The 12,825-nt window shown below is 69.2% G+C and carries 12 protein-coding genes; 5 read left to right on the top strand and 7 right to left on the bottom strand.

Annotated features, from left to right (window positions below; all coding sequences use genetic code 11):
- Positions 1 to 37: 37 nt before the first annotated feature.
- Positions 38 to 658, bottom strand: a complete 621-nt coding sequence (locus NW895_RS06655) for a heme-copper oxidase subunit III (RefSeq protein ID WP_289934377.1) — start codon at positions 656 to 658, stop codon at positions 38 to 40.
- 156 nt (positions 659 to 814) lie between these two features.
- Between NW895_RS06655 and NW895_RS06650 the strand changes: the two genes are divergently transcribed.
- Entirely contained in the window at positions 815 to 1,216 is a 402-nt protein-coding gene (locus tag NW895_RS06650) for a hypothetical protein (RefSeq protein ID WP_289934376.1), read from the top strand.
- 10 nt (positions 1,217 to 1,226) lie between these two features.
- Here the strand turns inward: NW895_RS06650 and NW895_RS06645 are convergent, their stop codons facing one another.
- From NW895_RS06645 to coxB, 4 genes are all read right to left on the bottom strand, one after another.
- Positions 1,227 to 2,489, bottom strand: coding sequence for an Ig-like domain-containing protein (locus NW895_RS06645; protein WP_289934375.1), 1,263 nt, complete (start codon positions 2,487 to 2,489; stop codon positions 1,227 to 1,229).
- A 131-nt stretch (positions 2,490 to 2,620) separates the two neighbouring features.
- The gene (locus NW895_RS06640) at positions 2,621 to 3,019 is read right to left on the bottom strand and encodes a cytochrome c oxidase subunit 4 (protein WP_289934374.1); all 399 of its coding nucleotides are present in this window, start codon (positions 3,017 to 3,019) and stop codon (positions 2,621 to 2,623) included.
- Positions 3,016 to 4,749: a cytochrome c oxidase subunit I gene (ctaD, locus tag NW895_RS06635; protein WP_289934373.1), complete on the bottom strand. Its 1,734-nt coding sequence runs from the start codon at positions 4,747 to 4,749 to the stop codon at positions 3,016 to 3,018. Before ctaD ends, NW895_RS06640 begins: the two co-directional genes overlap by 4 nt.
- On the bottom strand, positions 4,746 to 5,705 hold the full coding sequence (gene coxB / locus NW895_RS06630) for a cytochrome c oxidase subunit II (RefSeq protein WP_289934372.1): 960 nt from the start codon (positions 5,703 to 5,705) through the stop codon (positions 4,746 to 4,748). The genes ctaD and coxB overlap by 4 nt, the downstream gene beginning before the upstream one ends.
- 270 nt (positions 5,706 to 5,975) lie before the next feature.
- Between coxB and NW895_RS06625 the strand changes: the two genes are divergently transcribed.
- Complete coding sequence (locus NW895_RS06625) at positions 5,976 to 7,352, top strand: cysteine desulfurase/sulfurtransferase TusA family protein (protein ID WP_289934371.1); 1,377 nt, start codon at positions 5,976 to 5,978, stop codon at positions 7,350 to 7,352.
- A gap of 10 nt (positions 7,353 to 7,362) precedes the next feature.
- On the opposite strand, the gene NW895_RS06620 is transcribed toward NW895_RS06625, so the two are convergent.
- Positions 7,363 to 8,337, bottom strand: a complete 975-nt coding sequence (locus tag NW895_RS06620; RefSeq protein ID WP_289934370.1) for a carbohydrate kinase family protein — start codon at positions 8,335 to 8,337, stop codon at positions 7,363 to 7,365.
- A 154-nt stretch (positions 8,338 to 8,491) separates the two neighbouring features.
- Between NW895_RS06620 and NW895_RS06615 the strand changes: the two genes are divergently transcribed.
- Positions 8,492 to 8,701, top strand: a complete 210-nt coding sequence (locus tag NW895_RS06615) for a hypothetical protein (protein ID WP_289934369.1) — start codon at positions 8,492 to 8,494, stop codon at positions 8,699 to 8,701.
- A gap of 164 nt (positions 8,702 to 8,865) precedes the next feature.
- On the top strand, positions 8,866 to 10,824 hold the full coding sequence (locus tag NW895_RS06610) for a hypothetical protein (RefSeq protein ID WP_289934368.1): 1,959 nt from the start codon (positions 8,866 to 8,868) through the stop codon (positions 10,822 to 10,824).
- Between the two features lie 93 nt (positions 10,825 to 10,917).
- Here the strand turns inward: NW895_RS06610 and NW895_RS06605 are convergent, their stop codons facing one another.
- Entirely contained in the window at positions 10,918 to 11,274 is a 357-nt protein-coding gene (locus NW895_RS06605; protein WP_028422454.1) for an iron-sulfur cluster assembly accessory protein, read from the bottom strand.
- Positions 11,275 to 11,615: 341 nt separating this feature from the next.
- Between NW895_RS06605 and nadA the strand changes: the two genes are divergently transcribed.
- On the top strand, positions 11,616 to 12,800 hold the full coding sequence (nadA, locus tag NW895_RS06600) for a quinolinate synthase NadA (protein WP_289934367.1): 1,185 nt from the start codon (positions 11,616 to 11,618) through the stop codon (positions 12,798 to 12,800).
- Positions 12,801 to 12,825: the final 25 nt, after the last annotated feature.

Genomic DNA, 12,825 nt, shown 5'->3' with positions numbered 1-12,825 from the left:
TCGATGCTTCTGAGATGTGCGCGGGAGCGGTCCGCGACTACTTGATCATGTAGATCGTGGCGAAGAGGCCGATCCAGACGACATCGACGAAGTGCCAGTAGTAGGACACGACGATGGCGGCCGTCGCCTGCTCGTGAGTGAACCTCCGGGCCGCATAGGTACGGCCGAGGACCAGCAGGAAGGCGATGAGACCGCCCGTCACGTGCAGGCCGTGGAAGCCGGTGGTCAGGTAGAAGACCGAGCCGTACGGGTCGGACGAGAGCGACAGGCCCTCGTGCTTGACCAGCTCGGTGTACTCGAAGACCTGACCGCCGATGAAGATCGCACCCATGATGAAGGTGACGATGAACCAGCCCCGGAGCTTCTTCACGTCACCGCGCTCGGCGGCGAACACACCGAGCTGGCAGGTGAGGGAGGAGAGCACCAGGATCGTGGTGTTCGTCGCCGAGAACGGGAAGTTCAAGGCCGAGGCCTTCTCACTCCAGAACTCGGGCCCCGTCACCGATCGCAGGGTGAAGTACATCGCGAAGAGGGCCGCGAAGAACATCAGCTCGGAACTCAGCCAGATGATGGTTCCGACGCTGGTGAGGTTCGGCCGATTGACCGACGGGTGCGCGTGCCCGGTTTCTACTGTCGTTGCTGTCGCCACGACCGACATTATGTCGGTCGCTTATCCCGCCCTCACTCCGGGGGGTGCCGTTCGGAGTGTCTGCCCCTTCCGGATCGCTGTTGACGTGGTGTTCCAGGGGGTAGCATCCGCCCCACGGGCTCTTGTCCGTGCCTGTCCGCAGGACGCCGACGTCTCGGAGGAAGCATGCAGCCGACCGCCACGGTGCTGGTCTACAGCGACGACTCCAACACCCGCGAGCAGGTGCGGCTCGCGACCGGGCGCCGGCCGGCTCCGGACTCGCCCGTGGTCGAGTTCGTGGAGTGCGCGACTCCGGCCGCCGTCGTCAGGGAGCTGGACAAGGGCGGCATCGACGTCTGCGTCCTGGACGGCGAGGCCGTGCCCATGGGGGGCATGGGGGTGTGCCGGCAGATCAAGGACGAGATCTTCAACTGTCCTCCGGTGCTGTTGCTCATCGGTCGGCCTCAGGATGCGTGGCTGGCCACGTGGAGCCGGGCGGACGCGGCGGTGACGTTGCCTGTGGAGCCGGTGGAGTTCGCGGGCGCCTTGGCCGCCCTGCTGCGGCAGCGGAAGCTTCAGAGCGCCTAGGAGCGGCTCCTCAGAAGCTCTGGGGTCTCAGCCTGGCACCGTCCGCCGGGCTGGGGCCCTGCGGCGCGCCTGCCGTGAGGGCGCTGCCCTCGCGCCACTTCGTCCAGTCGAGGTTCCAGTCGCCGAAGCCGTTGCCGAACGGGTCCATCGTGGCGCCGCCGGAGTTGACGACCTGGACGATGTCGCCCTCGCGGACGTTGTCGAAGAACCACTGGGCGTTGTCGGTGCTCATGCCGGTGCAGCCGTGGCTGACGTTGGCCGAGCCCTGGGAGCCCACGGACCAGGGGGCGGCGTGGACGTACTCGCCGCTCCAGGTGACGCGGGTCGCGAAGTAGACGGGCAGGTCGTACGACTCCGAGGAGCCCTCGGCGATGCCGACGGTGCTGCTGCGCATCCGTACGTAGCGTTCCTTGCCGAGGACGACCTTGACGCCGTTGCGGGTCTCGAAGCCGGGCTTGCCGGTGGTGACCGGGATGGTCTTGATCTCCTCGCCGTTCTTGTAGAACTTCATCGTGTGCGCGGCGGCGTCGGTGACGGCGATGACCTGGTCGCCGGTGCTGATCTTCAGGGGCTTGGCCGTGCCGCCCCAGAACCGGTCGCCGATCTTGATGCCGCTCAGGTTGCTGTGGGCCTGGACGGTGGCGTGGGCGGGCCAGTACTCCTTGGGTCGGTAGTGGAGCTTCTTGTCGTCCACCCAGTGCCAGGCGCCCTCCGTCGCGGGCGTGGAGTCGACCTTGAGGGCGCGCTCGACGACGGCACGCTGGGCCCTGTCCTTGATGGGCTCGCTCAGTTCGGCCGTGACGGGCTGGCCGACGCCGTACGTGCCCGCCTTGGGTCCGAAGGTGACGTTCAGGCGCTTGGTGGTGACGGGCCGGCCGGTGACGAAGGTGAGGACCTTGCGGCCGGGCGCCCCGTCCTCGTTCTCGGTGCTCACGCGGACGGTGTAGCGGGCGTCGGCGGCGAGTGGTGAGGTGCTGTGCCAGCGGCTGCCGTCGGCGGAGAGCTCTCCGGCGACGTAGCGGCCTGTCGCGTCCACGGCCGTGACGTCCGTGATACGCCCGTCGGAGCCCTCGGCGACGACCTCCAGGGGCTTGTCCGGATCGGCCTTCTGACCGGCGCCCGTGGGGCCGTTGAAGGAGACCTGGTCCGCCGCGTCGTAGGGCTCGGCCGCGAGCGGATGGTCGTCGCCGCCGCAGCCGGTCACGCCCACGCCGAGGGCGATCACCAGCAACGTGCAGCCTACGACGGTACGGGTCTGCGGAGTGTGGCTCATGGCATCACGCTACGGAGAGTCGTCAACGCTGGCACGCCGAGTGACCCATACGGGTGAGTCGCAGTACGGCATACGAAGGAGCCCGGACCCCCCTCACGGAGTGTCCGGGCTCCTGGAACGCTCAACCTGTGTTACTGGGTGCGGTTCTCACCGCGGTAGTACTCGAAGACCCAGCCCCAGAGGCCGACCATGATCAGCGGTGCCGAGAAGTACAGCAGCCACCAGCCGATGGCGATGGACAGGAAGGCGAACGCGCCACCGATGGCCAGGAAGAGCGGCTGCCAGCTGTGCGGGCTGAAGAACCCGACCTCGCCGGCGTCGTCCGCGACGTCCGCCTCCTTGTTGTCCTGGGCACCCACGTCGACCCGCCGGGCGGTGAAGCCCAGGTAGAAGCCGATCATGATGCACAGGCCGAAGGCCAGGAAGAGGGCCGTGGTACCGGCCGGCTCCTTCGACCACACGCCATAGACGACCGCCATGGCGAGGACGAAGACGCTCAGCCACATGAACATCTTGCCCTGGATCTTCACTTGCCGGCCTCCTTGCCCCCAGCGAGGGCCTTGTCACCGTGTCCGACGTTCTCAAGCTGGTCGAGCGCGGCGATCTCGGGGTGGTGCAGGTCGAACGCCGGGGATTCGCTGCGGATCCGCGGCAGGGTGAGGAAGTTGTGCCGCGGCGGCGGGCAGGAGGTCGCCCACTCCAGCGAGCGGCCGTAGCCCCACGGGTCGTCGACGCCGACCGGCTTGCCGTACTTGGCCGTCTTCCAGACGTTGTAGAAGAACGGCAGGATCGACATGCCGAGCAGGAACGAGCTGATCGTCGAGATCGTGTTCAGGGCGGTGAAGCCGTCGGCCGCGAGGTAGTCCGCGTACCGGCGCGGCATGCCCTCGGCACCCAGCCAGTGCTGGACCAGGAAGGTGCCGTGGAAGCCGATGAACAGCGTCCAGAAGGTGATCTTGCCGAGGCGCTCGTCGAGCATCTTGCCGGTCCACTTCGGCCACCAGAAGTGGAAGCCGGAGAACATCGCGAAGACGACGGTGCCGAACACCACGTAGTGGAAGTGGGCCACCACGAAGTACGAGTCGGAGACATGGAAGTCCATCGGCGGCGAGGCCAGGATGACACCGGTCAGACCACCGAACGTGAAGGTGATCAGGAAGCCGGTGGCCCACAGCATCGGCGTCTCGAAGGACAGCGAGCCCTTCCACATGGTGCCGATCCAGTTGAAGAACTTCACACCGGTCGGAACCGCGATCAGGAAGGTCATGAAGGAGAAGAACGGCAGCAGCACGCCGCCGGTGACGTACATGTGATGCGCCCACACCGTCACCGACAGACCCGCGATCGCGATCGTCGCGCCGATCAGACCCGAGTAACCGAACATCGGCTTACGCGAGAAGACCGGGATCACCTCGGAGATGATGCCGAAGAACGGCAGCGCGATGATGTACACCTCGGGGTGACCGAAGAACCAGAACAGGTGCTGCCACAGCAGCGACCCGCCGTTGGCCGGGTCGAAGACATGGGCACCGAACTTGCGGTCCGCCTCCAGCGCGAACAGCGCCGCCGCCAGCACCGGGAAGGCGAGCAGGACCAGGACACCGGTCAGCAGCACGTTCCAGGTGAAGATCGGCATGCGGAACATGGTCATGCCCGGTGCGCGCATGCAGATGATCGTGGTGATGAAGTTGACCGAGCCGAGGATGGTGCCGAAGCCGGAGAAGGCCAGACCCATGATCCACATGTCGCCGCCGATGCCCGGGCTGTGGACCGCGTCCGACAGCGGGGCGTAGGCGAACCAGCCGAAGTCGGCCGCACCCTGCGGGGTGAGGAAGCCGGCGACCGCGATGAGCGAGCCGAACAGGTACAGCCAGTAGGCGAACATGTTCAGCCGGGGGAAGGCCACGTCCGGCGCGCCGATCTGCAGCGGCATGATCCAGTTCGCGAAGCCGGCGAACAGCGGCGTCGCGAACATCAGCAGCATGATCGTGCCGTGCATCGTGAACGCCTGGTTGAACTGCTCGTTCGACATGATCTGCAGGCCCGGACGGGCCAGCTCGGCGCGCATGAACAGCGCCATGACGCCGCCGATGACGAAGAACGCGAACGAGGTGGCCAGATACAGCGTGCCGATCGTCTTGTGGTCCGTGGTCGTGAGCCACTTGACCACGAGACCGCCGCGGTTCTGGCGCCGGACCGGCAGTTCGTCCTGGTAGTGGGACCCTGCCGCGGCGCCCTGGGGTTCGTTGACGATACTCACAGGTTGTTCGTCTCCCGGTTCTTCTCGTGGCTCGTCTGCGCGATGCCGGCGGGAACGTAACCGGTCTGCCCTTCCTTCACGAGGTCCTTGAGGTGCTGCTCGTACCGCTCAGGGGAGACGACCTTCACGTTGAACAGCATCCGGGAGTGGTCGACGCCGCACAGCTCGGCGCACTTGCCACGGAAGGTGCCCTCCTGGTTGGGGGTCACCTCGAAGGCGTTGGTGTGGCCCGGGATGACGTCCTGCTTCATCAGGAACGGCAGCACCCAGAAGGAGTGGATGACGTCCCGCGAGGTGAGGACGAAGCGGACCGTCTTGCCCTTGGGGAGCCAGAGGGTCGGGCCGGGGTTGCCGTTCTGCGGGTTCCGCGTACCGGGGGTGCCGCAGTCGTAGACGCCGCCGGCGTTCGCCGGGAAGGCCTCCTTGAACCGGTTCGGAATCGCGTCCAGGTCCTTGGAGGTCTTGGCGTCACCGGAGGAACCCGCGACGGGCTCGACGTAGTTGAAGCACCAGCTCCACTGGAAGCCGACCACGTTGACCGTGACGTCGGGCTTCTTCTTGAGGCTGAGCAGCTCTGACTCGTCGCGGGCGGTGAAGTAGAAGAGCACCGAGACGATGATGAGCGGGACGACCGTGTACAGCGCCTCGATGGGCATGTTGTACCGGGTCTGCGGAGGAACCTCGACCTTGGTGCGGCTGCGCCGGTGGAAGAAAGCACTCCACAGGATCAGGCCCCACACCAGCACGCCCACGGCGAGCGCGGCAGCCCAGGACCCCTGCCACAGGGAGAGGATCCGCGGAGCCTCTTCCGTGGTCGGGGTGGGCATACCAAGGCGGGGGAAGTCCTTGTATGTGCAACCGGTTGCGGTCGCCAGGACCAGGCCCGCGGTCAGTGCCTGCAGCAGCTTCCGCCGCATCGGGCGCCGCGGCGAGCGGTCGGAGCCGTTGGGACTCACGTAGCGCCTTCCCGAGAGTCTCGCCCGCGCTTGTTGGCTGCGGCCTTCTCGCTGGTCGGTCGCCGCCCTGCGTCGGGCAGGGGTTTGATGTTTATGCGGACCAAACCCTACTGGACGCCGTCCGGCGGTTCGCGGGGAGGGTGCCGTACGCGCTGCGGGTCACTCCGGGCGCCTAATAACTCGGGTGGTGCGGCTTGTGTGGCGAGTGCGGGTCGTTTGTGGTCGAGCGCGCAGTTCCCCGCGCCCCTTCGGGGCGATTAGCGTTGCTGTGTGTCCTACTTCGATGCAGCTTCCACCGCTCCCCTTCATCCCGTTGCCCGTCAGGCTCTGGCGGCTTCGCTCGATGAGGGATGGGCCGATCCCTCGCGGCTGTACCGGGAGGGCCGGCGGGCGCGCATGCTTCTCGACGCGGCACGGGAGGCGGCTGCCGAGGCGGTCGGATGCCGGGCGGACGAACTGGTGTTCACGTCGTCCGGGACCCGGGCTGTGCACTCCGGGATCGCGGGTGCGCTGGCCGGTCGCCGACGGGTCGGACGCCACCTGATCGTGTCTGCGGTCGAACACTCCTCGGTGCTGCACGCGGCCGAGGTGCACGAGGCGGACGGCGGGACGGTCACGCAGGTGGGCGTGGACCGCGCGGGCGTGGTGGATCCGTCGGCATACACGGAGGCTTTGCGTCCGGACACCGCCCTGGCCTGTCTGCAGTCGGCCAACCATGAGGTGGGCACCGAGCAGCCGGTGGCGGCCGTGGCCGAGGGATGCCGGGCGGCGGGCGTGCCGCTGCTGGTGGACGCGGCCCAGTCGCTGGGCTGGGGGCCGGTGGAGGACGGCTGGTCGCTGCTGACGGCGAGTGCCCACAAATGGGGCGGACCGTCGGGTGTCGGGCTGCTCGTCGTCCGCAAGGGGGTGCGGTTCGCGCCGCAAGGGCCGGTGGACGAGCGGGAGTCCGGCCGGGCGGCCGGCTTCGAGAACATCCCTGCGATCGTGGCGGCGGCGGCCTCGCTGCGGGCGGTGCGGGCCGAGGCCGCCGAGGAGGCGGTACGGCTGCGGGAGCTGACGGAGCGGATCCGGGCGCGGGTGCCGCACCTGGTGCCGGACGTCGAGGTGGTGGGCCACCCGACGCGCCGGCTGCCGGGCGTCGTCACCTTCTCGTGTCTCTATGTCGACGGGGAGACCCTGCTGCACGAGCTGGACCGGTCCGGTTTCTCCGTTTCCTCCGGATCGTCCTGTACCAGCAGCACCCTGACACCCAGCCATGTCCTGAAGGCGATGGGTGTGCTGAGTGAGGGCAACGTACGGGTCTCGCTGCCGCCCGGGACGGCGGCGGAGGACGTCGACCGGTTCCTGGAGGTGCTGCCGGAGGCGGTGGCGGCGGTGCGGGAGAAACTGGGGGCGCCGGGGTCCGAGTCGGTCGTGCGGGACGACGCCCTGGTCGTGGACGCGGTCGGCAGGCGCTGCCCGATCCCGGTGATCGAGCTGGCGAAGGTCATCGGGGACGTGCCGGTGGGCGGCATCGTCCGCGTACTGGCGGACGACGAGGCGGCGCGGCTGGACATCCCGGCCTGGTGCGAGATGCGGCGACAGGAGTACGTGGGAGAGGAGCCGGCGGACCGGGGCACCGCCTATCTGGTCCGCCGGCTCTCCTAGGGCCTGTCGTTCAGCCGAGGTGCACCTGGACCTCGGCGGCGGCCTCGTCGCCGTAGGCCTTGGTGAAGCGCTCCATGAAGTGGGCCCGGCGCAGCTGGTACTCCTGGGTGCCGACCGTTTCGATGACCAGCGTGGCGAGCATGCAGCCGACCTGGGCGGCGCGTTCCAGGGAGACGCCCCAGGCGAGGCCGGAGAGGAAGCCGGCGCGGAAGGCGTCGCCGACGCCGGTGGGGTCGGCCTTGCGCTCCTCCTCCGGGCAGCCGACCTCGACGGGGTCCTCGCCGACCCGTTCGATGCGCACGCCCCGCGCGCCGAGGGTGGTCACGCGATGGCCGACCCGGGAGAGGATCTCGGCGTCGCTCCAGCCGGTCTTGGACTCGATGAGGCCCTTCTCGTACTCGTTGGAGAAGAGGTACGTCGCCCCGTCCAGCAGTATCCGGATCTCCTCGCCGTTCATGCGGGCGATCTGCTGGGAGAAGTCGGCAGCGAACGGGATGGACCGGGAGCGGCACTCCTCGGTGTGCCGGAGCATCGCCTCCGGGTCGTCGGCGCCGATGAGGACCAGGTCGAGGCCGTCGACGCGGTCGGCGACGGTCTTCAGCTCGATGAGGCGGGCCTCGCTCATGGCGCCGGTGTAGAAGGAGCCGATCTGGTTGTGGTCGGCGTCGGTCGTGCAGACGAAACGGGCGGTGTGCAGCGTCTCGGAGATGCGCACCGACTCGGTGTCGACGCCGTGCCGGTCCAGCCAGGCGCGGTACTCGTCGAAGTCGGCACCCGCGGCGCCGACCAGGATGGGCCGGGTACCGAGCTGGCCCATGCCGAAGGCGATGTTCGCGCCGACACCACCCCGGCGTACGTCGAGCTTGTCGACCAGGAAGGACAGCGAGACCGTGTGCAGCTGGTCCGCCACGAACTGGTCGGCGAAGCGGCCGGGGAACGTCATGAGGTGGTCGGTGGCGATGGAGCCGGTGACTGCGATGCGCACGACGTGGACTCTCTCCTGAAGGAGGCGGGTTGACAGCCTGTGGGGAGGCTGGTTGACAGTTCACGCTACCCGGTCGGCCAGTGCCTCTGAACCGGGGAAAACTACCCGATAGTAGATCTTTCTTCGCCGGCTCCGACGTGCCTACGGTTCCGCTATGACGAACCTCAACGCCCCTGCGCCCGCCCCGGCCGACCTGGAGGACGACCTGGCGTCGCTGCGCGGCGACTGCGCCCGGATGGTGCCGCACTGGGCCGTTCCCGACCGGATCTCTTCCCTTCCGGTCTCCCCGTCACTCATTCACGGCGTGACCGTGCCGCCGGCGTCGGCCCGGATGCTGGAGGCGATGTCGGACTACGGCGACTGACGTCGGCCGGCGGCCGGAACGGAGTCTCTCGGGGAACCGGGTGCTCCCCCGCTGCGTCCCATCGCTGTCCCCCGTAAAGGGGAGGCGGAATACGACCCCCCAGCGCCCTGCTTCTGCCGGGTACGGGTCATCAGGGACAGCTGTGCAGCCGAAGGAGCGATGCGGTGAACACCGAGCGACCCGACAACGACGACGCCCCGGCCGAGTCCGGCGCCGCCGGCTCCGCCGAGGAGCGGGACGCCGTGACCGAGACGGGGACCGCCGGCACCGAGGCTCCCGACGCCGCGGAGGCCTCCGGCGCGGAGCAGGAGGACAGGGCCGGTGCTTCGCCTGCCGGCGGGGCCGATGCCGACGCTCCCGGCAGGGAGGCGGAGGGAGAGGCCGGAGCCGCCCCTGCCGCCGAGGCCGATGCCGATGCCGACGAGAGCGGGGCGGAGGCTTCCCCGGACGTGAACGCGGGGGAGGCTGCCGCCGACACGAGCAGCACGAAGGAACCCGGCACCGCGAGCGACGCCACGGCCTCGGCCGACGCGAGCGGCGCGAAGGAGCCCGGCGCCGGTCCCGAAACCGAAGTCCGGCACGCCCAGCAGCCCGGCGCCGAAGTCCGTAGCCCCGAGTGGGGGCCGGCGCCGGGCTCCGCCGAGGAGCCCGGGCGGCCGCACCGGCGGCGGGCGCCGTTGGTCGCCGCCTCCGTCGCGGCTGCCGTGCTGCTGGTCGGGGGCGGTGGGGCGTACCTCGCCGCCAGTGCCTCCGGCGGTTCCGACGGCGGTACGTCGTCCGGGGCCCCTGGCGGTGACACTCCCCCGCCGCTCGCCCTCGACGGCTACTCCGCCCCTTCGGAAGGCGGCACGAACGGCATCGCGCCCGGCGAGCCCAACCCGTACGGCGCCACCTACAAGGCGAGTGCCCCCCTCCCGGACGGCCCCGGCTCGGCGCCCGTGTACCGGGCGACGGGCCAGGTCACCAAGGCGGAGGTGGCCCGGCTGGCGAAGGCGCTCGCCGTCGACGGGACCCCGGTGGCCCAGGGCCAGACCTGGACGGTCGGGGCGACGAAGGACGGTGCGGGGCCGACCCTGCAGGTGAACCGGCAGGCGCCCGGGAACTGGACCTTCCACCGGTACGTCCCCGGCACCGACAACTGCAAGGGCACCACCGTGTGCCCGCAGACGCCCGCCGACCCGTCCGGCGAGCCGGTGAGCGAGGACGCCGCCAAGAAGGCGGCCGCGCCGGTGCTGAAGGCGGTGGGTCAGGATGACGCGAAGCGCGACGCGAGCCAGGTGATGGGTGCCCAGCGGATCGTGAACGTCGACCCCGAGGTCGGCGGGCTGCCCACGTACGGCTGGACGACCGGGGTGATCGTCGGCGCGGAGGGCGAGGTCGTCGGCGGGAGCGGCCAGCTGAAGGCGCCGGTGAAGGGGGACACGTACCCCGTACTGGACGCGGAGAAGACGCTGGAGCTGATGAACGCGGCACCGGCGGCCGACCCCCGGATGGGCATCGGCGGCTGTGCCAGTCCCGTACCGCTGAAGGACCGCCTGGAGGAGCCGTGCGGGTCGTCCTCGGGGTCGGCCGCGGGAAAGCAGGAGACCGTCACGGTCGAGAACGCGGTGTTCGGGCTGGCCTCGCACTTCGTGGACGCACGGCAGACGCTGGTGCCGTCCTGGCTGTTCGAGGTACGGGCCGAGGGCGCGAAGGACTCGTACACGGTGACGTACCCGGCGATCGACCCCAAGTACCTGACGTCCTCCACGCCGTCCACGGAGCCGGCGCAGCCCAGCCCGCGGCCGAGCGGGCCGGGCGACCAGCCGACGTCGGCACCGGCCACGCGTGATGTCGAGGTGGACGGCTACACGGCCGAGGGCACGGAGCTGACCGTGGCGTTCACCGGCGGGGTGTGCGCCGACTACGAGGCGAAGGCGAGCGAGAGCGAGGACGAGGTGACCGTCACGGTGACCGAGACCCCGTGGCCGGACAAGGTCTGCATCCTGATCGCCAAGGAGTACCACCGGACCGTGCGGCTGGACGAGCCGCTCGGCGACCGGAAGGTGGTCGGCTCGGACGGCAAGGCCGTTCCGCTGGAGAAGCCGGGAGCGCGGCTGCCGGCGCCGTCCGGGGCCCGTTGACGGCTCGCGGGGAACACGAAGGCGGCGGTCCCGTCGGAGGGACCGCCGCCTTCTGTGTCACCGCTTGTGTCGCGGCTACTGCTGTGCCGCGGCTCAGCTGAAGGAGTCGCCGCAGGCGCAGGAGCCCGTCGCGTTCGGGTTGTCGATCGTGAAGCCCTGCTTCTCGATCGTGTCCACGAAGTCGATGGTCGCGCCGCCCAGGTACGGGGCGCTCATCCGGTCGGTGACGACCTTGACGCCGCCGAAGTCCTTCTCCACGTCACCGTCGAGGGACCGCTCGTCGAAGAAGAGCTGGTAGCGCAGGCCGGAGCAGCCGCCGGGCTGGACGGCGACGCGCAGGGCGAGGTCGTCACGGCCTTCCTGGTCGAGCAGGGCCTTGACCTTGGCCGCGGCGGCGTCGGTCAGGATGATGCCGTCGGTGACGGTGGTGGTCTCGTCCGATACGGACATCTACATCTCTCCCGGGTTGTACGGAGACTGCTTGCCGACGGTTGCAACCGACGGGGCCGCGGATTCATTCCGGGGCGAGCCCGTGACTTTCTCCTTGGCTTCTTCCTCATGCTCGCACATGCGCCGGAAAGCGGACAGCGACCCGGGCGCCGGGTTCCCCCCTCGGCGCCGGGATTCACGTCACATCGACACAATGGGCATCGTCAAAGTGACGTGAACCGGTTATGATAGATAGCGTCAATTCGACGAAAAGTCGAAACGGTGTCCCGCTTGTCCCGCCGGGACCGGCCCGGTTCTCCGGACCGGCCCCGGCGAGCCGCAGAACAGAAAGGGTGCGTGTCGTGACCACCGCCCAGACCCAGGAGCTCGACGTAACGCCGACTCCCCTCGCCCTGCTGCTCCTCGGTCGTGAGGCCGACCCGAAGAGCGAGCGCGGTGTCGAGTGCCCCGGCGACCTGCCCTCGCCCTCCGACCCGGACCTGGTCGAGCGCGCCCGCGCGGCCAAGGAGAAGCTCGGGGACAAGGTCTTCGTGCTCGGCCATCACTACCAGCGCGACGAGGTCATCCAGTTCGCCGACGTCACGGGTGACTCGTTCAAGCTGGCCCGGGACGCGGCCGCGCGTCCGCAGGCGGAGTACATCGTGTTCTGCGGTGTGCACTTCATGGCCGAGTCCGCGGACATCCTGACGTCCGACGACCAGAAGGTCGTGCTGCCGGACCTGGCCGCCGGCTGCTCGATGGCCGACATGGCGACGGCCGAGCAGGTCGCCGAGTGCTGGGACGTGCTGACCGAGGCCGGCATAGCCGAGCAGGTCGTGCCGGTGTCGTACATGAACTCGTCCGCCGACATCAAGGCGTTCACGGGCAAGCACGGCGGCACGATCTGCACCTCGTCGAACGCCAGGCGGGCGCTGGACTGGGCCTTCGAGCAGGGTGAGAAGGTGCTGTTCCTGCCGGACCAGCACCTCGGCCGCAACACGGCCGTCCGCGACATGGGCATGTCCCTGGACGACTGTGTCGTCTACAACCCGCACAAGCCGAACGGCGGCCTGACGGCGGACGAGCTGCGCGCCGCCAAGATGATCCTGTGGCGCGGCCACTGCTCGGTGCACGGCCGCTTCAGCCTCGACTCGGTGAACGACGTGCGCGAGCGGATCCCCGGCGTGAACGTCCTGGTCCACCCCGAGTGCCGGCACGAGGTCGTGGCGGCGGCGGACTACGTCGGCTCGACGGAGTACATCATCAAGGCCCTGGAGGCCGCTCCCGCCGGCTCCAAGTGGGCCATCGGCACGGAGCTGAACCTGGTCCGCCGGCTGGCGAACCGTTTCGCGCCCGAGGGCAAGGAGATCGTCTTCCTCGACCGCACGGTGTGCTTCTGCTCGACGATGAACCGCATCGACCTGCCGCACCTCGTCTGGGCCCTGGAGTCCCTCGCCGAGGGCAACCTCGTCAACCGCATCGAGGTGGACAAGGAGACGGAGGCGTTCGCGAAGCTGGCGCTGGAGCGGATGCTGGCGCTGCCGTAAGCGGTGCCGTCGCGGTGATGCCCCT

Source organism: Streptomyces sp. S.PNR 29 (genome assembly GCF_030386795.1).
GTDB lineage: Bacteria > Actinomycetota > Actinomycetes > Streptomycetales > Streptomycetaceae > Streptomyces.
Note: the sequence above shows the minus strand (reverse complement) of the source record. Positions and strands in the feature narration are given on the sequence as shown.

Bases quoted from the DNA above. Each gene is read 5' to 3' on its own strand.
- NW895_RS06650 (WP_289934376.1), top strand. From the start codon at position 815: ATGCAGCCGACCGCCACGGTGCTGGTCTACAGCGACGACTCCAACACC.
- NW895_RS06605 (WP_028422454.1), bottom strand. From the start codon at position 11,274: ATGTCCGTATCGGACGAGACCACCACCGTCACCGACGGCATCATCCTG.
- NW895_RS06655 (WP_289934377.1), bottom strand. From the start codon at position 658: ATGTCGGTCGTGGCGACAGCAACGACAGTAGAAACCGGGCACGCGCAC.
- NW895_RS06645 (WP_289934375.1), bottom strand. From the start codon at position 2,489: ATGAGCCACACTCCGCAGACCCGTACCGTCGTAGGCTGCACGTTGCTG.
- NW895_RS06615 (WP_289934369.1), top strand. From the start codon at position 8,492: ATGACGAACCTCAACGCCCCTGCGCCCGCCCCGGCCGACCTGGAGGAC.